Here is a 19,229-nt window from a genome sequence, read left to right on the forward strand (position 1 = left end):
GACCGGAACTTTGCGGTTACCCTGTTAAAAACACGCGTTCGTTATTGAAGTAGCTGCCGACGTGCGAGTCCGAGTGCAGTAACACGCCGACGACCGCCCGGGATCCGAGGCCGGGCCGCACATGTGCCGAAGGAGGAAGACTGTCCCGGTGGGGTCGCTACTCTGGAATCGGAAGCTGTTGCCGTACAGATGCTCTGGATCGACTGTCGCGGATTCGGCCACTGCTTCCCGGCTTCGAGCGAGGTGAGTGGTCAGGAAGCCGGCGCTGCCGACAGGCACGGTGTGGAGGCGGCAACGGCGGTGTGGGGCCGTAGCTCGAACGGGAGATGAGGGTGGAGCCGGAACTGATCTTGGAACCGATGGTGGACGGGCTGCTGAGCGATGTGCTCGCGGAACCCGAGCGGCTGTCCACGATGGTCGAGGCGCTGGGCTCACCGCTGAATGTGGTCGTCCCTGAGCGGATCGCGGAGAATGCCGAGAAATATCGCGCCCTGTATCACACACACCGGCTGAGCGGACGAACCTACTTCGCGCACAAAGCGAACCGGTCCAGTGCGCTCATCCACGGGTTGGTGGCGGGACGATGCGGAGTCGACGTGTCCTCCCTCGGTGAGTTGCGGCATGTCCTCGCGGCGGGGTTCACCGGGGACCGCGTCATCGCGACCGGGCCCAAGGACGCCGAGTTCCTGTGGCTGGCCGCGCGCGTCGGCGCGGTGGTGAACGCCGATTCCCGCGAGGAACTCGCGGAACTGGCCGCGATGGTGGCGCGCTTCGGCCCGGCGCCGGTACCGGTGATGATCCGGCTCTCGGGGTTCGACTCTCCCGGTGTGCCGATTCTCAGCCGGCCCAGCCGCTTCGGCATACACACGCGGGAACTGGACGCGGTCCTGGACCTTCTCGACGAACATCGGGATGTGCTCCATCTGCGCGGTCTCTCCTACCACTTGGACACCACCGGCGTGGAAGAGAAGGCACTGGCGCTCGAGGGTTGCCTACTGGCCATGCACCGGGCGCGGAATCGGGGCTTCACACCCACCGCGGTCGACATCGGCGGCGGATTCGGCGTGAACTATCTGGCCGATCGGAGCCAATGGGAGAACTACACAACGGAACTGGGAATCGCTCTGCTCGGCGGCCGACCGCCCATGACCTGGCAGAACCACGGCTACGGCCTGCGTGCGGAAGCGGGCACGCTGCGCGGCACGCTCGGGGTCTATCCCGCGTATCGAGAGGTCAGCGGGCCGCGCTACCTCGATGAGCTGCTGTCGTGGGAATCGCCCTCGCTGGGTAGGACACTCGCTACGCTGCTCCTGGAGAACCTCTACGAGCTCTACATCGAACCCGGCCGCGGGCTGACCGACCAATGCGGTCTGACTCTGGCCCGGGTGGTCGAGGTCCGCACCACCCTCAACGGTGAGGTACTGGTCCGGGTAGCCGCGAACTCGCATGATGTCAGCACCGAAGACCACGCGGTACTGATGGACCCGGTCCTGCTACCCGAGCGGCCGGGTACACCGGTCGGCGTGTATCTCACGGGCAACTTGTGTCTGGAGGACGATTTCCTCACCCGCCGGCGGGTGACACTGCCACGCGAACCCGCTCCGGGTGATCTGCTGGCCTTTGTGAACACCGCGGGATACTTCATGGATTTCGCGGCGGATCACGCCTTGATGCAGCCCATCGCGCACACGGTGGCGGTGTACCGGGACGCGGGTCGTTGGTCGTGGTGTCTGGATGAACAGTACTGGCCCGGGAAAGGTGACAGCTCATGAAGTACGAGAGCATCCTCGACGTGGTCGGGGACACGCCACTGGTTCGTATCGCCCCGGAGGTACACGGGCTGCGCCATATCGACCTCTACGCCAAGCTGGAGATGCTGAATCCCTTCGGCTCGGTGAAGGACCGGCCGGCCTGGAACATGGTGCGCGACGACATGTCCGGGGCAGTGGAGCGCGGTGACGCCATCGTCGAACTCTCCAGCGGCAACACCGCCAAAGCGCTCGCGGTGATCGCGGCGATGCACGGATTATCGTTCAGAAGCGTCACCAACCGTATGCGGGTACCCGAGATCAAAGACCTGCTGCTGTTGCTCGGCGCGCAGATCGAGGAGCTACCCGGGCAGACCGAATGCCTGGATCCCACCGACAGCGAGGATCCCCTGTCGCGGATGTATCGGACGCTCACCGCCGAAGGTAACGGCTACCTGCACACCGATCAGTACTTCAATCCACGGAACCTCGACGCACACCGGGCCGGCACCGCACCGGAGATCATCAAGGATCTCGACGGCGACGGACCGGACGTGTTCATCGCCTGCGTCGGTACCGCCGGCTCATCCACCGGAGTGGCGGCCGTGCTGCGCGAACACGATCCCGCCGTGTCGGTGATCGGTTTGGTCGCGGCCAAAGGTGATTTCATCCCCGGGATCAGGAACATCGACGAGGTGAACGAGGTCGGGCTGTTCGATCCGGCCAACTACGACACCATCGGTTCGGTGAGCGCGCACGAGGCCATCGAGGGCATGCTCACTCTCAACCGCCGGTGCGGCATCCTCGGCGGCCCGACCTCCGGCGCCGCGTACTTCGGGGCGCTGCGGCACCTCTCGGCCATCGATGCCGGTCTCACCGAACGCCGCACCGCGGTGTTCATCGTGTGCGACCGGGTCGAGAGCTATATGAGCTATATCCGCAAACGCAGGCCGGATCTCTTCAATCAGCCATCGCGCCCGAACTCACTCGACACGCTGACCGAGGCAGAGGTGACCGCCGCGACGCAGGTCGATGTGGCAGAGGCGCGCGAGTGGATCGCGCGCGAACAACCGCTGATCGTGGACCTGCGCGGCGCATTCGCCTACACCGCCCTGCATATCGAGAACTCCGTGAACATCGTCGACGACCTGTTCGACGAACTGGTTCACGGCGGCCTGCCCTTCGGAGCGCGCCGGCCGGTGCTGCTGGTGTGTCCCGTCGGCGAGAAATCCGCTCGCTACGCCGCACTGCTGACGAGAATGGGGCACCGGGACGCGCGGAGCCTTCGCGGTGGTGTGGTGGCCTGGCGTGACGCGGGCGCGCCGCTGGTCCGGGACTGATGCGATGACCACCGTGACGAACCCGAATGCCGTCCTCGACCGCCTCGCCGGGTGGCAACAGCAGTTGCGCGCGCAGTTCCCGATCATCGCGAACAATCCGGAGCTCGCGTATCTGGACAGTGCGGCGACCTCACAGAAACCGCAGGCCGTGCTGGATGCCGTCACCGACTACCTCACCACGGCAAACGCCAACGCCGCCCGTGGGTCCTACCCGTGGGCCACCGCCACCACCGCCCATATCGAGTCGGCCCGGCAGCGTGTGCGTACGGCTCTGGGCGACACCGGCTTCGATTCCGGGGTGGAGTTCGTCGATGGCACCAGTTCCGGTTTACGCGCGGTCGCCGGGTGGCTGGCGGACCTGCTCGTCGACGGTGACGAGATCATCGTCCCGTTCGGCGATCACGAAGCCAACCTGCGGCCCTGGCTCGACCTGCGCGACGACCTCTCCCGCCGCGGGATCCGGGTGACGGTCCTGCCGATGCCGGTGGATCCCGCCTCCGGCGACTACGATCATCGGGCGCTGCCGTCGCTGATCAGCGAGCGAACCCGGTTCATCGCGGTCACCCATGTACACCACGTGTTCGGCGCGGATATGAATGTGCACCGGGTGCGGGCGGCGGCGGGCCCGGAGGTGCTGATCTGTATGGATGCCGCACAGAGCGTCGGGCACCGCCCCGTGTCGGTAGCCGAACTCGACGTCGACTTCCTGGTGTTCTCCGGACACAAGATGCTGGCGTTGCCCGGAGTGGGGGCGGTGTGGGCGCGCAATCGGCGGGGTCCCCGCTTCGCCGTGCGCGGATGGACAGGCACGCCGAACACTGCGGGAATCATCAGTCTGACAGCCGCATTCGACTGGCTCGACGCCGCCGGACCGGCCGATATCGGCGCGTGGACCTCGGCCCTGAGTGCCCGGCTCACCGGCGGCCTCACCGGGCTCGAGGGCGTTCGTGTGCTCGGCTGTCAGAACAGTCTTGCCGCCGATGCACCCGTCCAGCGCCGCGAGAGCATCGTGACCTTCCGGCACGCCCGGGTGCGTTCCGACGATCTCGGTTTCGTGCTCGCGGACGAGGGGATCATGGTGCGGGCGGACAACCATTGTCAGGCCGGCCGGCGCTCCGACGACCACGCTGTGCGGGTGAGCGTGCACATCTACAACATCCCGGAGGAGATCGACCGGGTGCTCGAGGTCGTGCGGCGGTGCGAAGGAACGGCAAGCTGAACCGAGCGTGCGGGGTAGGCGCCCGGTCCTGCCCGCCTCGGTTACTCGTCGGTTTTGTGTCCGCTGAACCCGGTACGGGCGGTGAGCAGAGACAGGTCGGCGCGGTGCCCGAGCCAGGCCGAGTTCTCGGGATCGAGAACTCGCGCCCACGTATCTGCGTCCTCCTCGGTGAGAAACGGCTGTGCCCGCCTGACCCGAGCCGCCAGTTCGGCGAGCACCACCTCGCGGGCCGGAGCAGACAGCGGTGCCGGAAGATCCACCAGCGCGGTGAAACAGGTGATATCGGTGAGTCCGGCCGCGTGCAGGATCTCGCTCCACCCTCGGGCCGGTCGGGAGACCCCCACCCGCCCGAAGAACCACTGGGTGAAATGCCTGTCGTGCGCCTCGTCCAGCCGGGTCTCGAGTCCGGGCCTGCCGATCCCGATATCCCAGGGCAGACACCGGGCGGGCAGCCCGCCCTCGGCCAGGCACAATCGTCCGCCCGGCCGCAGCATTTCTACGAGCGCGCGCGCCGCGACGTCCCAGTCACGGGCGTGGTGGATGCACCATGACGACCAGACCGCGTCGGCGGGTTCGGGCAACGGCGGTGCGCCGTCCTGTATATCGTGCAGTACCGGACGGATTCGCCCGGCCACGCCCGCTGCGCGGGCCGCTTCCATGGTGGCGTTCAGCATCGCGACGTCCACGTCGACGGCGTAGACACGACCCGGCTCACCGACGGCGTGCGCCAGAGCGACGGTAGCGGACCCCGCTCCAGGCCCCACATCGATGACTGTATCTCCCGGCCCGATACGCAACGGTTCGAGCAGGCGCCGGGTAGCGTCGAGGAACACGGCTTCGGCAGCGGCTGGGTCGTCTGTCGACGTACCGGTACCCGGCGTGCCGGTCCGATAGTGCTGGCGGGTCGTCACGGGCAGCGATATTACTGAACATCATTTTCAATGAGTAATCGACGCGCCACGTGTCACGCCGACCTCGTCGGCTCGTGCCCGAAATACGGTACGGCGAGGGCGAGTTCGGTCTCCTGCTCGAGTCACGCCCGAGCCGGCGAACCGGGAATTGTGCTATCGCACGTGTGCGGCGTGCTTCTGGGAACTTCGCAAGGCCGTCAGGACAGTCGATGGGCGGCAGTTGATCGGTCGATAAAATGTTAGGGTCGACCATGGTTACCATGTGGCATTCCGGCCAGTCAAGAGATGTAGTGAGGTTCGCCGACCGGTCCTTGACCAGCCTTTCCGGGTGGTGGTTCTGAATGCCGACGAAACGCGCCACCAAGGTCGACGACACGGGGACACGGTTGCGGCTGATGGAGGCGACCGCTCAGATCATCCGCGAGGAGGGCTACGCTGCGGCGACCTCCCGCCGGGTCGCGGCCGTGGCCGGGGTCAAGTCCACCCTGGTGTACTACTACTTCCCGACGATGGATGACCTGTTCGTCGCGGTGATGCGCGCCGGCGGGGAGAAGGCACTGGATCGGATGCGGCAGGCTCTCACCGCCGACGATCCACTCCGGGTGCTGTGGGAGATCAATACCGACCCCAGGTTCACCCAGCTGAACACCGAATTCATGGCTTTGGCCAACCATCGCAAGCCGGTCGGGGCCGAATTGAAGGCGTTTGCCGAACGTGTCCGCGATATCGAAACCGCCGCTGTCACCCTCGTGTTGCGCTCGTGCGGGGTCGATATCGCCGAGTTCCCGCCCGTGGTTGTATCGATGCTGCTCACCGGCGCGGCCCGGATCCTGTGCAACGAAGGCGCTGTCGGAATGAAGCAGGGACACGCTGAGCTGCGCACATTCGTCGAAGACCTGATGAGCCGATACCGCCCGGCGGCAGTGACGCGCGGGCCGGGCGGTCTGCGTGAGTGAGACGTCCGCCCCTGACGGGGGCGGCACGCGGACAGGGCCGCAGCCACGCGGTCAGGCCGGCGCATCGTGACCGAACAGGTCGACGTCCGTGACTACGACGCCCTGAAAACCGCCCTCGACAACGGGGTCGAAACTCATAGCGATCCGCCCGGACCGAGCCCCTGTGTCGGAGTGGCGCGTCATACTTCGGTCATGGGGTTCGAGACTGTGCGGGGGCATTCTCGCAGGGGACGTCCGGGCGGAAGCTATGTGCGGTCGTCCATCCGCTTCACCGACCGGCCCGCGCCTCGGCGAGGTGGCGGTCGGTCTCCGTACTATCCCGGCTCCCGCAGTGCTTCGGTCATGCCGACCCTATGGGCTCTCGGCGCGCTCCTGGGCGGCGTTATCCTCGTGCTGGTCGTGCTGACCCTCGCCCACATGGACACACCCGTCGACCGCACCGAGACCCCTGTCGCGCCCTCGACGGTCGTACCCGCGAAGCCCGCCGCCCCACCGCCGGCGTGCTTCCCGCTGGCGCCCTGCTGACCATAGTCGGAGCCGGCATCCGGGCTGGGCGTCCAGGGGCCCCTTGCCGTCTCGGATCCGGGATATGTACTTCGAAGACAAGTCGTCGTAGCGGGCGATGGCGCTGACCCCCACACCCTCGTCGCCGTCGATCTCTTCAGTGGGTTCGGTGGGCTGACCAAGGGCATCGAAGACGCCGGATTCACGACGATCACGGCAGCCGATCACAACGCTTACACGGTCGAGGTCCGCGAGGCCAACCACCCGAGCGCCGCACACTGGATCGCGGATCTCATCAATCCAGAGGCCGCCGACTATCACTCGGTTCGGCTCCGCCTCATAGCGAAAAGCGCTGCCGCGGCCTGCTCGGCGAGTTCGGGTGCGTAGTCGGGGATTTCCTGGCCGGCACTCAGATATCGCTTGATCATGGCGTAGGGCAGGTCGACCACCGCGAGGAGTGCCCGGTCGGCCGCGTCGGGAGCGGTATCGTCGCTGTTCTCGATCAAGGCACCAAGGGCGGCGTGTAGCGCGGTGTTGTCTCGCGCGGTGTCCCTGCGAGCCTGCTCGCTCCAGTTCTGTTCGTCCAGCTCTTTTGCTCCGGCGAGCAGTACGCGCGCTTCGCGGGGATTGCGCCGCGCCCACTCGAGGCTTGCACGGGCACTGCGGCGGATCGCCTCCTGTGGTTCTCCGAGAGTCAGCGCGGCGAGCAGTTCGTCGTGGAATCCCCGTAGCGCGCGTGACCACAGTGCGGCCAGTAACGCAGGGCGATCCGGGAAGCGGTGATACACAGACCCGCTCGGTGCGTCGGCGGCTTTGGCCACTCCCGACATGGTGACAGCGGCCGGCCCGCCTCCGGCCAGGAGTTCTGCAGCGGCGTCCAGGAGCCGATCGGCGTCGTGCCTCGGTGGCCTTCCCATGTAGTAGAGGATATGCTCTAATTCGTTTTAGAGTTAACTCTCTAAAACGGAGGTGGTCGAAAGCCGACTGTCCGAACCGGACTCCCGTTGGTCGATCTCCCCGACCCAGCGCCGTGCGTCGGCGGGCTGCTACCCCGTACCGACCCGATACCAGGAGCCGAACATGGCTGTTGTCAACATTCACCTACGTCGCCTGCCTGTGCCGGTGAGCGCGGTCGGCGCCCTGGTGGACAGCCTCGCCGACGAGGACGACGCACTCTGGCCGGTGCACTGCTGGCCGGCGATGCGGTTCGACCGCCCGCTCGAAGCAGGCGCGGTCGGTGGGCACGGCCCTGTCCGCTACACGGTGGAGCATTACGTACCCGGCCGCTGGGTGCGCTTCCGTTTCACCGGGCCCCGCGGCTTCGAAGGCTTCCACGAATTCACCGTTCATCCCACTTCCGACGGCACCGATCTGATTCACCTGCTCGCCATGAACGCTCGAGGTCGGGCGCGGCTGACATGGCCCCTGGCCTACCGATGGATGCACGACGCCCTTCTGGAGGATTGCCTGGATCGTGCGGAACACGCCCTCACCGGCTCCGTTTCCCACCCCGCCCGGTGGACCCGCCGTGTCCGCTTGTTGCGCTGGATCGCCGAACGCACCATGGACCGAACGTCCAATCACCTCGGGGCACCCGGGCAGTGACGTCACTTCTCACCGTCGAAAGCACCTCGCCCCGATCCCACGCGACGTCGATATCCGTCGACAAACGACGCTGGATTTCGATCGGCGCCGATCCGTCGGGTTCGGTGCCGGTCGCCATCGCCGGTAGCTCGGCGCAGGTGGTGGCCGGCCGCGGAAGGTCGGCGGCGATCTCGTCGTGGATACCGAGCCGGGAGATCTCTTCTTCGCTGGTGGGCCGGGGCAGGGACGCGGCGGCTCGGCAGACCCGCTGCGGAGCCGCCGCCCCGGTCATGCCGTGCGCGCTACCGCCGAGCTCGCATTCGCGCACACCCCGTTGCGGATGTCGAGCCGGGTGCCCTGGAAGCGCTCGCGGATCCGCCGATCGTGGGTGACCAGCACCAGCGCGCCCTGATACCCGGTCAGTGCCTGCTCGAGTTGTTCCACCAGCACGGGGGACAGATGGTTGGTCGGTTCGTCGAGCAGCATCAGGTCGACCGGATCGCTGACCAGACGCGCCAGTTCGATTCGCCGCCGCTGTCCATAGGAAAGGTCGCCGACACGCCTCCCCAGATCCTCGGGCCCGAACAATCCCAGTCGCAGCAGTTCATCGGCATACTCCGCTGGATGCCATGGGCGGCCGTAGGCGAAAGCCTGCAGCACGGTTGCCTGCGCGGGCCATGAAACCTCCTCTTGTCGTAGGTAGCCCACGCGGCCCTGTACTCGTATCGAACCACTGTCGGGTTCCAGTTCCCCGGCCAGCAGCCGCAGCAGCGTGGTCTTGCCGGCGCCGTTGGGCCCGGTGACCAGCAGGCGTTCCCCGGCAGCCAGGGATACCTCGCCGGCCTCCAGCCGACCGGCCACCCGGACGCCGGTCATTTCGGCCACCGGTCCGCCTGCCGCCAGTGCGTGGGCATTGAGTTCCGGTGTGAAATCCAATGGATCCGGCGGTGCGGCCACCGGGTTGTCGGTGAGCCGTTCGAGGCGTTCCTTGGCGTTGCGGATCCGCGCGCGGGCCCCGTGGTCGCGGCCGCGCGCGCGGAAGGGCCCGGCCGCGAATACCGCGAGCGGAAGTTTGCGCGGAATAGCGTCCAGCCGGGCCACATTCGATTCCGCCAGTTGGCGGTTGCGGGCCAGCTCCTGCTTCCATTGCCGGTGTTCCTCGGCCATCCGCCGCCGTTGCGCCGCTTTGGCGCGCAGGTACCCGTCGTATCCGTCACCGAACCGGGCGACTCGGCCGTTTTCGACCTCGAGCACCACGTTCGTGATCCGTTCGAGGAACACCCGGTCGTGTGTTACCGCGACGATGGTGCCGCGGTGGCCGCGCAGGTACCGCTCGAGCCAGCCCACCGCGGCATCGTCGAGATCGTTGGTGGGTTCGTCGAGCAGTAGCAGTTCCGGCGCCGCCGCGAGGGTGGCCGCCAGCGCGAGTCTGGACCGCTGTCCGCCTGACAGTGTGCTCAGCGTGCGATCCCACGCCAGGCTCGGGAGTCCGAGTCCGGCCAGCGCGGTATTCACGCGCTGGTCGGCTTGGTACCCGCCGCGTGCCTCGAACCGTGCCAGCAACTCCGCATAACGGCCCAGCGCCGGTTCCAGCGGCCCGCCGCCGCTCAGTTCGATTTCCGCATTGCGTAAACGGTTCTCCAGTTCGCGGATATCGGCCAGTGCCAGATCGATCGCCTCGGCGACGGTCGCAGTCCCTGGTAGTTCGAGTGATTGGGGAAGGTGACCGATCCCGCCGGGCGCCGATACGCAGACCTCGCCGTTGTCCGGCAGTTCCTGCCCGGCGAGCAGTCTCAGCAGTGTCGACTTACCGGACCCGTTGTCGCCGACGATACCGACCGTTTCACCAGGTCGGATCGAGAGCGAGACGCGGTCCAGGACAGTGCGGTCGCCGTAGCGTTTGCTGATCTCGGAGAGGGTGAGTTGAGCAGCGGTAAGCATGAAATCCTCCTGTTCTCGGCGCACGGCCGGGATCACAAGAACCCACACGCCTGAGCAGCCGGATGGGGCCGGAGGGCGTCGTGGGTGAAGGACGCGGAGCCGCGCTCACCGGATGAGCGGCGCTCAACGCGTCGGGGGCGTGATTACAGGAAGATCAACAAAGTACCCATGAGATGACCGACCATATCGGTGTGGAACTCGCCTGTCAATCCCGCAGCGATCGGCTACACCGCCGAATTCGCCCTTCGCTTCCTCGACGCCGGCCCCGACCCCGTCCGCGCCGCCGCAGCCAGCGAGATACTGTCGGGCGCACGACGTTGCGAGCATCACGCTCGGCGCGGTGCGGCGAGAGGCGGGGCGCGACGGCGTGTCTCCCGGGCACACAGGATCTCCACAAGTGACGCCTGTTCTCTCCACACGGGGTGGCTAGGCTTCCCGACCATGGAACAGAACGCACCGGCAGGGGGAGGGGCGGCGCGGCGGATCCTGGTGGTGGACGACGAGCTCACCATCGCGGAGTCGGTGGCGGCGCGGTTGCGGGCCGAGGAGTTCACGGTGGAGCTGGCCCACGACGGACCCGCCGCGGTAGCCGCCGCGAGCACTTTCGAACCCGATCTCGTCGTCCTCGACGTCATGCTGCCGGGCTTCGACGGAGTGGAGGTGTGCCGGCGGATCCAGGCCGAACGCGCGGTACCGGTGCTGATGCTCACCGCGCGAACCGATGAGACCGATCAGCTCATCGGTCTCGGCGTCGGCGCCGATGACTACCTCACCAAACCGTTTTCCCTGCGTGTCCTCACCGCCCGGGTGCACGCGTTGCTGCGCCGGGTCGAGCGCGCCGCAGCGCTGCCCGGTACGGTCACCGTGGTCGGCGATCTGCGAATCGACGCCGATCAGCGCCGGGTCTGGCGCGGCGGCGTCGAAGCACAACTGACGCCGCTGGAATTCGATCTGCTGGCCCGGCTGGCGCAGCGACCCCGCGCGGTGCTGGCCCGCGAACGGCTCCTCGAGGAGGTATGGGACTGGGCCGATGCCGCGGGCACCCGGGCGGTCGACAGCCATATCAAGGCATTACGCCGCAAACTCGGCGCCGACCTGATCCGGACCGTCCATGGTGTCGGGTACGCGCTGGAGAGCAGATGAGCGGGCACACGGTCACCGGCGCCGGCGCCCGGGGCGGGGTCGTGGGCGGGTTGCGGCGGGCATCCCGCCGGGTGGCGGCGGTATTGCCGCGGCCGCTGGATCGGGTCCGCTCCATCAAACTCAAATTGGCCGTCCTGATGACCTTCGCGGGCGGACTCGCCTTCGGCTATTTCCGGCTGCAGATCGGCTGGCTGCCACCGCTGACCACGCTGGCCGCGATGGTGATCGCGCTGGTCTCCTCTCAGTTCCTGGCGCACGGCATCACCATGCCGCTGCGGGAGATGACCGCCGCCGCGCAGCGCATGGCGCGCGGGGACTACACGAGCCGTGTGCGGGCCTCCTCCCGCGACGAAGTGGGCCAGCTGGCCGAAGCGTTCAACCGGATGGCGGACGACCTCGCCGCAGCCGACCGGCAGCGCCGTGACCTGATAGCCAATGTCTCGCACGAATTGCGCACCCCCATCACCGCGCTGGGCGCCATCCTGGAGAACCTGGTGGACGGGGTATCGAAGCCCGATCCGAAAACACTCGAAACGGCTCTCGCGCAGACCGAACGGCTCGGGCGGCTCGTCTCCGAACTGCTCGACATCTCGAGTATCGAGGCGGGCGCCGTCCCGCTCGACCGCGGCGAATTCGCCATCGCACCGCTTTTCGCGGAAGTGGTGGACGAGGTGGAGGTCATGACGGCCGCATCGGGCCGCGGGATCCGCTTCCGCAGCGAGGTCGAGCCGGTGACCGCGACCGTGTACGCCGACCGCGCCCGCCTCCACCAGGTCGTGCTGAACCTCCTGGACAACGCCGCCCGGCACGGTCCGGCCGGCGGTGAGGTCCGGCTCCGCGCCCACACCGTGGGCGACGATCTTGTCATCGACGTCGAGGACGACGGCCCCGGCATACCGCCTGATCAGCGCGAGCGCATCTTCGACCGTTTCACCCGCGGTGGCCGTACCGACGGCGGCGGCACCGGACTCGGACTCGCCATCGCGCGCTGGGTGATCGATCTGCATCGCGGCGCCATCGCCGTCACCGACCCCGGCTCCCGGATCCGGGTGATCCTGCCGGCCATCGAGCCGCCCGACCACTGACCTTTCCCGCTGCACAGCCCGGCCGCCGATCGGCCCCGGGGCGATAACGTACACCTTCAGGAGGAGCCCATGCCCAGGCGAACCGAACCGATCGACGACCACACCGAACGGACGACCCCGGTGCGGTCGGCGGTACATGCCGAGCCGGCAACCACTCCGGCCACCGATAACTCAGCGAAGCCGAGGGGTAACACAGGAGCGTCCGGGAGCATCGAACCGGCGACTCCGGCCGAACCGGGCGACCCGGCGGAATCCCTCGAATCGGCGGGAACAGCCGACCCGGTGTCACCGACCGAGCCCCCGGCAACGACTCGCCCGGTGGGGCGCGCCGAGCCGGCAGGGACCAGTGCACCGCAATTCCCGAACTCGCCGGTCGTTCCCGCACGTCGGCATCTGGTCGCCTACCCCGCGGGTGTCCTGCCCGCGGCGGGGTTCGCGGGTCTGGTCGCGGCGGCGACCGTCCCGCTCGACCGGCCCGGAATCGGCTGGGTGCTCGCGGGTTCCGCGGCGGCGGCCGCGGTCGGTACGGTCCAGCGCCGGGTACGTCGCATCGCGGGACCGGAGCAGGGACGGACCCCGAACCGGGAACGTCTGTGGTGGGTGATCGCGGCGCTGGCGTTGCTGGCGGTCGGCACCTTCCGGGCCGCGGGGTGGTTGTTCGTTCTGTGTGTGGCGGCGGCGGCCGTGGCCGGGTCGCTGGCGGTGGTGGGTCGGCGCTCCGAGCGCGGGATATTCCGAGAGGCGATGGCTGTTCCGCTGGCGTCGGTCGGCGCCGTCGCCTGGGTGTACACCGCTTTGGGGAATCGGTCCGGCGGTGCCGGGGCGCGTAATCGCCGGCTCGGGATATCCGCCGCCGTCACGGTGGCGCTACTGGCGGTGTTCGTACCGCTACTGGCCGGCGCCGACCCCACATTCGCCGCGCTCATCGACGGTCTGATGCCGCGATGGGACAGTGACACTCTGACCCGCTGGGTCGTGGTGTTCGTGGCAGCGGGTATCGGAACCCTGGGCGCCCTGTACCTGCTCGCCGGACCCCCGCTCCCGGCCGACGGGCAGCCGAAAGTTCCGAATCGGACGCTGGCGCGGCCGGAATGGGGACTGCCGGTCGGCGCCCTGACAGCGGTGTTCGCGCTGTTCCTCGGGGCACAGTTGGTGGCCCTGTTCGGTGGGGACGATTATGTCCAGCGCACCGCCGGCCTGACCTACGCCGAGTACGCCCGGAGCGGTTTCTGGCAGCTTTCCGCGGTCACCGTGCTCACGCTCGCCGTCATCCTGCCCGTCCTGCACCGGGCCGCCCGGGACACCGCCGTGGACCGGCTGTGGTTGCGCGGCCTGTTGTGTGCGATCAGCGTGCTCACGCTGGTGATGATCGCCTCCGCACTCGGACGTATGTGGACCTACCAGCAGGCGTACGGATTCACCGTGCTGCGGTTGCTGGTCGGCACGTGCGAACTCTGGCTCGGCATCGGCTACGTGCTGGTGATCATCGCCGTTGCGCGCCTGGAAACGGCGTGGCTGCCACGCAGTGCGATCGCGACGGGGACGGCCGCACTACTGGCCCTTGCCGCACTGAATCCCGAGGGCCTGGTCGCCGCCGAGAACATCGACCGCTGGGAGCGCGGCGAAGATCTCGACGTCGACTACCTGGCCGGTCTGTCCGTCGATATCGTCCCCGCCCTCGACCGCCTGCCCGCCCCGATCCGCGACGGCCTGCTCGACCGGCTCGAGAACCAGCTCGACGACGACGCCTGGAACAGCTGGAACCTGGCCCGCACCCGGGCGCGCTGAGCCGTGAAGCTCGCTCACAGTTGATATGTGTGTGTATCAGCGGTCCAGGAATTCCGCGGCGGTGGGCGCGAATTCGTCGTGGTATTGGAAGATGCCACCGTGCCCGGAGTCGGGGTAGATGACCAGCTCGGACTTGTCGATTCGACGGTGCAGATCCTCGGAGAGGATCGAGGGCACCATGCGGTCGTTGTCGCCGTTGGCGATCAGAGTGGGCTGGGTGATCTTCGACAGGTCCGCCGGCGTGGAGCGGCCCCATTTCTTGATCGCTTTCAGCTGCGTCCGGAATGCCTTCACTTTGATCGGGGCGTCCCGGTCGGCGGTGCGCTCGTCGAGCCGTTGGACGAACGCGCGGGCGGCGCGTTTGCCGGTGACGTTGCGGTTGAAGAACAGGAATTCCTTGGGATCGGACCGGGCGAGGGCCGCGCGCAGCATGTCGTAGTAGGTGGTTCGGGCGACTTTGTCGATGTTCTTCCCACCGGCGGGGCCGGTCCCGGTGAGGATGAGCCTGCGGACGAGCTCAGGGTGCTCGAGTACGAGGGCTTGGGCGATCATGCCGCCCAGCGAGAACGAGAAGATGTCGACCTTGTCGAATCCGAGGGCCTCGATGAAGGTCACGGCGTCCTCGGCCATCGCCTCGACACTGTCGGGCACGGTGCCGGTAGAGGCACCGACACCGCGGTTGTCGAAGGCGATGACGTGGTGGTTCTTCGCGATGTGGTCGATGATCCGGGGGTCCCAGTTGTCGAGAGTCGCGGCGAGGTGCACGAAGAAAACGACGGGGACCCCGGTCGGCGGTCCCAGCTCTCGGTACGCGTAGGTGACACCGCCTGCGGTGATGGTGCGGGTGGGCGCCTTCGCGTAGGACGTGACGACGGGGTCGTTTCCGGTGGTCATGATGTTCCTCCGGTCTGTGGGTGTCAGGGATTGGTGCCGTCGGTGGTGGATGCGACGGGCCCGGTGTCGCTGATGACAGCTTTGCCCCGGATGCCGCCTTTACTCAGCGCTTCGAGGGCCTGGGGGGTCTGGTCGAACGGGAAGACACGTCCGACCACGGGACGCAGCGCGCCGTCGTCGACAAGGCGCGCGATCCGGCGGAGCTGGTCACCGCTGGCACGCATGAAGAGGAACTCATAGCTCACGCCCAGCCGCCGGGCTCGGCGGCGGATACTGCTGCTGAGGCCCGTGATCGCGAGACGGAGCACAGGGTTGGCGCCGAGTTCGCGGGCGAAGGCGGGGTCCGGGGGACCGGCGATCCCGATTGCCTTTCCGCCTCGCCGGAGCACTCGCAGCGATTTCTCCAGATTCTTTCCGCCCAGGCTGTCGAGTACCAGGTCGTAGTCGTGCAGTAGCTGTTCGAAGTCCTGGCTGCGGTAGTCGATGACATGGTCGGCGCCGAGTTCTCGGACGAAGTCCGCGTTGGCGGCGCCGGCCGTGGTCGCTACGGTCGCGCCGAGGTGTTTCGCGAGCTGGATGGCGATCGACCCGACACCGCCGGCTCCGGCGTGGACGAGGACCTTCTGCCCGGGCTGCACGTTGCCGCGCTCCACGAGCGCCTGCCACGCGGTCAGTGCCACCAGCGGGAGAGAAGCGGCCTCCTCGACGCCGACCGATTCCGGTCTGCGGGCCAGGTCTGCCTCCGCGACGGCGATCCGCTCCGCGAATGTCCCGATGCGATCCGTGCCGGGCCTGGCGTATACCTCGTCGCCGGGCTCGAACGACCGCACCTTCGCGCCGACCCGGAGGACGACACCGGCCAGATCGTTACCGAGAATCAGCGGCAGCTCGTACGGCAGGATCCGCCTGAACTCGCCGGCCCGGATCTTCTCGTCCAACTGGTTCACTCCGGCCGCCTGCACCCGCACCAGGACGTCGTGCTCACCGACGACCGGCTCCGGGACGTCGGCCTCCCGCAGGGCCTGTTTGTAGGCGGTGACGACGAACGCTCGCATGGCTGGTGGCTCCTTCTGGTCTGTGGACAGTTCGGCGGTTGCCCGCCCCGAGTGCTGCTCAGCCGTCGGTGGCCGCGAGCTGGGGGTAAAGCACCTCGACAGGTGCGCTGAGTCCCGCTTTGACCTGCGCGGAGGCTTCGTCGGCAAGGACTTCGTACGCGCCGGCTTCGACCGCGGCGAATACGGTGCGCACCAGGTCCGCGGGCTGTGTCTTGGGGCCGGCGGCGTGCGCGGCCATGGGGGTGTCGACGTAGCCGACGTGCACGCCGACGACATGGACGCCCGCGGGGGCGAGCTCGAGGCGCAGCGAGTTGGTCGCCGACCACAGAGCTGCCTTGGTGGCACTGTAGATGCCGGCAACGGCGTACCAGCTCAGCAGGGAGTGGATGTCGATGATGACCGACTCCTCCCTGCTGCTCAGAATCGGGGCGAAGGCGCGGGCGAGGAAGAGCGGGCCGAGGAAATTGGTCTCGACGTTGGTGCGGATCTCCTCATCGGTATGGGTGAGGATGCCGGCGCTGGACACCGAAGCGCCGGCATTGTTGACGAGCACCGTGACGTCCGGTGCGGCGGCAACGGCGGCCCGGATGGACGCGGGGTCGGTGATATCGAGGGCGAGTGGGACGATTCGCTCGTCGTGCCAGTCGCGAGGGTTGCGTGCGGTGGCGTAGACCTTCGCGGCGCCACGCGCGAGGGCTTCGCGGACGAAGTGTGTCCCGATGCCACCGTTCGCTCCGGTGACGAGGACGACGGCTCCATTGAGTGAGGGCATGTCACGCTCTTTCTGCTGCGGGGCGCGGACCTGTGGGTGCGGCCTGATCGGGAATGGGTTGTCGGCCGTCCGGACCCAAGGGGTGGCCGGTCGGCAGCGTCACGTGTCCGGAAGGACCTTTCTCGATGGGAAGATCGAGAGAGAACGCATCTGAACCGCTATCAGTAGTGACTATACTCAGAACTGAGTGCAGTCATAATTTATTCCGAAGGGCACCGCCATGTCATTCGCTCCCCAGCCGGTCGGACGGCGCGAGCGGAACAAGCAGCAGAAACTCGACCGCATCACCGCCGCCGCCGGCGAGCTCTTCGCCGAATTCGGCGTCGACGAGGTCACCACCCAGCAGATCGCCGACAAGGCCGATGTCGGTACCGGGACGGTATTCCTGTACGTCAAGACCAAGGGCGAGTTGCTCCTGCTCGTGCAGAACACCCACTACATCGAAGCGCTCGAACGGGGCCGGACAGCCGCCGAGAACATCCCCGACGTGCTCGACGCGGTGATGACGATCATCCGTCCGATAGTGGGATGCAACCGCACTCAGATCGACAACGGGCGCACCTATCTGCGAGAGATGGTCTTCGGCAACCCCGAGGAACCCCATCACCGTGATGCCCTCGCTATCGTCGAGCGAACCGAGGAAGCAATCGCCGCCGTACTGCGCCGAGACGAGCAGATCGGGGAGGTCTACGCCGCGACACTGGCGCACATCGTGTCCGCGATCATGTTTCTCGCCATGGCTGCCACTGTCAATATCGCGCGCAGTGTCGACGAGATCGTGGCGGACATCAGGGGTCAGGTGTCTGCTCTCCTGGCACGCTGACCGTGTCACCGGAGTGCGGGTCGCAGTGATTCCGGTGCACGCCGCCTCCTCGCTCTGGACCGCGCGGGCACAGGCGGTGCCCGCGCGGACCCAGGTGCAGGCAGCGGCGGTAAGTGCGCGATCTGTTCTGCTTGTACGTGCGCCTGGGCGTGGTGGAAAGCCCGGTCTTCCGGGACGCGATGGCACAGGCGGAGGCCGAACCGAAGCCGACGACACCCCTGGTGCAACTGCTGCGCAACCCGCGCCCGCTCGTACTGGCGTGCGCGGCCGGAATCGGGCCGTTCGCGCTGACAGCGCCGCCGCTGGCACCACTGCTGGCGGAAATGTTCGGCACCGAGATGCGCTATACCGGTGTGTCGCTGGGCTATCAGATGGCCGGCCTCGGCTGCGGTGTGCTCGGCGCCTGCCGGCTGGTCGCCGAGCAGATCGGACGGGCAGCGCGGATACCGGTGTGCCGCCCTTGCACGGGTGGCAAGGGCGGCATGGTTGTTCGGATGCTCAGATGATCTGGGCGGTGGGCAGGATGGTGATTTCGGTGAGGTTGACGTGCTTGGGGACCGCGGCGACGAAGGCGACGGTTTCGGCGACGTCTTCGGACCGGAGGACGTCGATCTGGTCGATGAGGTCGGCCATCAGTTTGCTGGCGTCGGGGTCGGTGACGTGGTCGGGAAGTTCGGTGTCGACCATGCCGGGTTCGATCGTGGAGACGCGGACGTTCTTGCGGCCGAGTTCGGTGCGCAGCAGGCGGGTGAGTTGGCTGATGTATGCCTTGGTGCCGGAGTAGACCTGGAACTTCTCGAGGACGCGGGTGGCGGCGATCGAGGAGGTGGTGATCAGGTCGGCGGTATTGCCGGCTTCGGCCGCATCGACGAGTGCGGTGACGAAGGCCTGGATGGTGTTCATCACGCCTTTGATGTTCAGGTCGATCTGGGTGTCCCAGTCCTCTACCTTCAGGTCCACGATCTCGGAGATCAGCTGGATACCGGCGTTGGCGAAGACGAGGTCGACGTGGCCGAGTTCGGCGTTGATACGGTCGGCGGCGGCTTGCAGGGCCGCGCGGTCGGTGACATCGGTGGTGACGGCGAGGGCGGTGCCCCCGGCGGCGTTGATGCGGTCGGCGGCGGCCTCGATGCGTTCGCTGCGGCGGGCGAGCAGGGCGACGTTGGCGCCGAGTTGGGCGAGTCGTTCGGCGGTGGCTTCTCCGATACCGCTCGAGGCGCCGGTGACGACGGCGACGCGGCCGGTGAGAGGGGTTCCGCTGATGACCTGGCTCATGATGTTCGCTCCTCGGGAAGGTGATTTTCCGGGTTTCGGAAGTACGCAATCCATATTCGTTTTCCGGCGGCACAGCGAACAGGGCGCAACCATCCTGGGTGCCGCGCACCCAGGGAAAGGGCGGGCGTATGGAGACCGATCAACCCAGGCTTGTAGCTCCCGACGTGCTCGTTCCGCCTGCGCGGCAAGGG

At 67.4% G+C, this 19,229-nt stretch carries 19 protein-coding genes; 12 read left to right on the forward strand and 7 right to left on the reverse strand.

What is annotated here, in order from left to right:
• The first annotated feature begins 326 nt into the window (after window positions 1–326).
• Genes NF4_RS21615 through NF4_RS21625 form a run of 3 tightly spaced genes read left to right on the forward strand, consistent with a single transcriptional unit; the run spans window position 327 to window position 4,307 of the window.
• On the forward strand, window positions 327–1,772 hold the full coding sequence (locus tag NF4_RS21615; protein WP_063129167.1) for a type III PLP-dependent enzyme domain-containing protein: 1,446 nt from the start codon (window positions 327–329) through the stop codon (window positions 1,770–1,772).
• The gene (locus NF4_RS21620; protein ID WP_063129168.1) at window positions 1,769–3,088 is read left to right on the forward strand and encodes a pyridoxal-phosphate dependent enzyme; all 1,320 of its coding nucleotides are present in this window, start codon (window positions 1,769–1,771) and stop codon (window positions 3,086–3,088) included. The genes NF4_RS21615 and NF4_RS21620 overlap by 4 nt, the downstream gene beginning before the upstream one ends.
• Before the next feature lie 4 nt (window positions 3,089–3,092).
• Complete coding sequence (locus NF4_RS21625) at window positions 3,093–4,307, forward strand: aminotransferase class V-fold PLP-dependent enzyme (protein ID WP_063129169.1); 1,215 nt, start codon at window positions 3,093–3,095, stop codon at window positions 4,305–4,307.
• 41 nt (window positions 4,308–4,348) lie between these two features.
• Here the strand turns inward: NF4_RS21625 and NF4_RS21630 are convergent, their stop codons facing one another.
• Complete coding sequence (locus NF4_RS21630; RefSeq protein WP_063129170.1) at window positions 4,349–5,218, reverse strand: class I SAM-dependent methyltransferase; 870 nt, start codon at window positions 5,216–5,218, stop codon at window positions 4,349–4,351.
• A 341-nt stretch (window positions 5,219–5,559) separates the two neighbouring features.
• Here NF4_RS21630 and NF4_RS21635 point away from each other — a divergent pair, with 341 nt between their 5' ends.
• The 3 genes from NF4_RS21635 to NF4_RS40085 all read left to right on the forward strand — a co-directional run bounded on the left by NF4_RS21635 (window position 5,560) and on the right by NF4_RS40085 (window position 7,065).
• A complete protein-coding gene (locus tag NF4_RS21635) occupies window positions 5,560–6,174 on the forward strand; it encodes a TetR/AcrR family transcriptional regulator (RefSeq protein WP_063129171.1) in 615 nt (204 codons plus the stop codon).
• A gap of 342 nt (window positions 6,175–6,516) precedes the next feature.
• Complete coding sequence (locus NF4_RS38705; RefSeq protein ID WP_198165404.1) at window positions 6,517–6,699, forward strand: hypothetical protein; 183 nt, start codon at window positions 6,517–6,519, stop codon at window positions 6,697–6,699.
• Between the two features lie 24 nt (window positions 6,700–6,723).
• Window positions 6,724–7,065: a DNA cytosine methyltransferase gene (locus NF4_RS40085; protein WP_157120496.1), complete on the forward strand. Its 342-nt coding sequence runs from the start codon at window positions 6,724–6,726 to the stop codon at window positions 7,063–7,065.
• Here the strand turns inward: NF4_RS40085 and NF4_RS21645 are convergent.
• The gene (locus tag NF4_RS21645) at window positions 6,996–7,595 is read right to left on the reverse strand and encodes a TetR/AcrR family transcriptional regulator (protein WP_063129173.1); all 600 of its coding nucleotides are present in this window, start codon (window positions 7,593–7,595) and stop codon (window positions 6,996–6,998) included. The genes NF4_RS40085 and NF4_RS21645 overlap by 70 nt on opposite strands.
• Window positions 7,596–7,758: 163 nt before the next feature.
• Here NF4_RS21645 and NF4_RS21650 point away from each other — a divergent pair, with 163 nt between their 5' ends.
• Complete coding sequence (locus NF4_RS21650; protein WP_063129225.1) at window positions 7,759–8,283, forward strand: hypothetical protein; 525 nt, start codon at window positions 7,759–7,761, stop codon at window positions 8,281–8,283.
• 267 nt (window positions 8,284–8,550) lie between these two features.
• On the opposite strand, the gene NF4_RS21655 is transcribed toward NF4_RS21650, so the two are convergent.
• Entirely contained in the window at window positions 8,551–10,203 is a 1,653-nt protein-coding gene (locus NF4_RS21655; RefSeq protein WP_063129226.1) for a TlrC/CarA/OleB/SrmB family ABC-F type ribosomal protection protein, read from the reverse strand.
• Window positions 10,204–10,644: 441 nt separating this feature from the next.
• Between NF4_RS21655 and NF4_RS21660 the strand changes: the two genes are divergently transcribed.
• The 3 genes from NF4_RS21660 to NF4_RS21670 all read left to right on the forward strand — a co-directional run bounded on the left by NF4_RS21660 (window position 10,645) and on the right by NF4_RS21670 (window position 14,219).
• Entirely contained in the window at window positions 10,645–11,346 is a 702-nt protein-coding gene (locus NF4_RS21660; RefSeq protein ID WP_063814660.1) for a response regulator, read from the forward strand.
• A 137-nt stretch (window positions 11,347–11,483) separates the two neighbouring features.
• On the forward strand, window positions 11,484–12,431 hold the full coding sequence (locus tag NF4_RS21665; protein ID WP_439956767.1) for a HAMP domain-containing sensor histidine kinase: 948 nt from the start codon (window positions 11,484–11,486) through the stop codon (window positions 12,429–12,431).
• A 69-nt stretch (window positions 12,432–12,500) separates the two neighbouring features.
• Window positions 12,501–14,219, forward strand: coding sequence for a DUF4153 domain-containing protein (locus NF4_RS21670; RefSeq protein WP_232330589.1), 1,719 nt, complete (start codon window positions 12,501–12,503; stop codon window positions 14,217–14,219).
• Window positions 14,220–14,255: 36 nt separating this feature from the next.
• Here NF4_RS21670 and NF4_RS21675 read toward each other — a convergent pair whose 3' ends face one another.
• Genes NF4_RS21675 through NF4_RS21685 form a run of 3 tightly spaced genes read right to left on the reverse strand, consistent with a single transcriptional unit; the run spans window position 14,256 to window position 16,940 of the window.
• Window positions 14,256–15,113, reverse strand: coding sequence for an alpha/beta fold hydrolase (locus NF4_RS21675; protein ID WP_063129174.1), 858 nt, complete (start codon window positions 15,111–15,113; stop codon window positions 14,256–14,258).
• Between the two features lie 23 nt (window positions 15,114–15,136).
• Window positions 15,137–16,168, reverse strand: a complete 1,032-nt coding sequence (locus NF4_RS21680; RefSeq protein ID WP_063129175.1) for an NADP-dependent oxidoreductase — start codon at window positions 16,166–16,168, stop codon at window positions 15,137–15,139.
• A 58-nt stretch (window positions 16,169–16,226) separates the two neighbouring features.
• Complete coding sequence (locus tag NF4_RS21685; RefSeq protein ID WP_063129176.1) at window positions 16,227–16,940, reverse strand: SDR family oxidoreductase; 714 nt, start codon at window positions 16,938–16,940, stop codon at window positions 16,227–16,229.
• A 220-nt stretch (window positions 16,941–17,160) separates the two neighbouring features.
• On the opposite strand from NF4_RS21685, the gene NF4_RS21690 reads away from it, so the two are divergent.
• A complete protein-coding gene (locus tag NF4_RS21690; RefSeq protein WP_063129177.1) occupies window positions 17,161–17,763 on the forward strand; it encodes a TetR/AcrR family transcriptional regulator in 603 nt (200 codons plus the stop codon).
• A 113-nt stretch (window positions 17,764–17,876) separates the two neighbouring features.
• Window positions 17,877–18,269 (forward strand): hypothetical protein, encoded by a 393-nt coding sequence (locus tag NF4_RS40090; RefSeq protein ID WP_063129178.1) that lies wholly within the window; start codon window positions 17,877–17,879, stop codon window positions 18,267–18,269.
• On the opposite strand, the gene NF4_RS21700 is transcribed toward NF4_RS40090, so the two are convergent.
• Entirely contained in the window at window positions 18,262–19,038 is a 777-nt protein-coding gene (locus NF4_RS21700; protein WP_063129179.1) for an SDR family oxidoreductase, read from the reverse strand. The two genes, NF4_RS40090 and NF4_RS21700, sit on opposite strands and share 8 nt — an antisense overlap.
• Window positions 19,039–19,229: the final 191 nt, after the last annotated feature.

It is taken from the genome of Nocardia fusca NBRC 14340 (genome assembly GCF_001618425.1).
In the GTDB taxonomy this organism is placed as follows: domain Bacteria; phylum Actinomycetota; class Actinomycetes; order Mycobacteriales; family Mycobacteriaceae; genus Nocardia; species Nocardia fusca.

Bases quoted from the DNA above. Each gene is read 5' to 3' on its own strand.
- NF4_RS21635 (WP_063129171.1), top strand. From the start codon at position 5,560: ATGCCGACGAAACGCGCCACCAAGGTCGACGACACGGGGACACGGTTG.
- NF4_RS21690 (WP_063129177.1), top strand. From the start codon at position 17,161: ATGTCATTCGCTCCCCAGCCGGTCGGACGGCGCGAGCGGAACAAGCAG.
- NF4_RS38705 (WP_198165404.1), top strand. From the start codon at position 6,517: ATGCCGACCCTATGGGCTCTCGGCGCGCTCCTGGGCGGCGTTATCCTC.
- NF4_RS21655 (WP_063129226.1), bottom strand. From the start codon at position 10,203: ATGCTTACCGCTGCTCAACTCACCCTCTCCGAGATCAGCAAACGCTAC.
- NF4_RS21685 (WP_063129176.1), bottom strand. From the start codon at position 16,940: ATGCCCTCACTCAATGGAGCCGTCGTCCTCGTCACCGGAGCGAACGGT.
- NF4_RS21660 (WP_063814660.1), top strand. From the start codon at position 10,645: ATGGAACAGAACGCACCGGCAGGGGGAGGGGCGGCGCGGCGGATCCTG.
- NF4_RS21615 (WP_063129167.1), top strand. From the start codon at position 327: ATGAGGGTGGAGCCGGAACTGATCTTGGAACCGATGGTGGACGGGCTG.
- NF4_RS21650 (WP_063129225.1), top strand. From the start codon at position 7,759: ATGGCTGTTGTCAACATTCACCTACGTCGCCTGCCTGTGCCGGTGAGC.
- NF4_RS21680 (WP_063129175.1), bottom strand. From the start codon at position 16,168: ATGCGAGCGTTCGTCGTCACCGCCTACAAACAGGCCCTGCGGGAGGCC.
- NF4_RS21675 (WP_063129174.1), bottom strand. From the start codon at position 15,113: ATGACCACCGGAAACGACCCCGTCGTCACGTCCTACGCGAAGGCGCCC.
- NF4_RS21665 (WP_439956767.1), top strand. From the start codon at position 11,484: ATGACCTTCGCGGGCGGACTCGCCTTCGGCTATTTCCGGCTGCAGATC.
- NF4_RS21700 (WP_063129179.1), bottom strand. From the start codon at position 19,038: ATGAGCCAGGTCATCAGCGGAACCCCTCTCACCGGCCGCGTCGCCGTC.
- NF4_RS21620 (WP_063129168.1), top strand. From the start codon at position 1,769: ATGAAGTACGAGAGCATCCTCGACGTGGTCGGGGACACGCCACTGGTT.
- NF4_RS21625 (WP_063129169.1), top strand. From the start codon at position 3,093: ATGACCACCGTGACGAACCCGAATGCCGTCCTCGACCGCCTCGCCGGG.
- NF4_RS21670 (WP_232330589.1), top strand. From the start codon at position 12,501: ATGCCCAGGCGAACCGAACCGATCGACGACCACACCGAACGGACGACC.
- NF4_RS21645 (WP_063129173.1), bottom strand. From the start codon at position 7,595: ATGGGAAGGCCACCGAGGCACGACGCCGATCGGCTCCTGGACGCCGCT.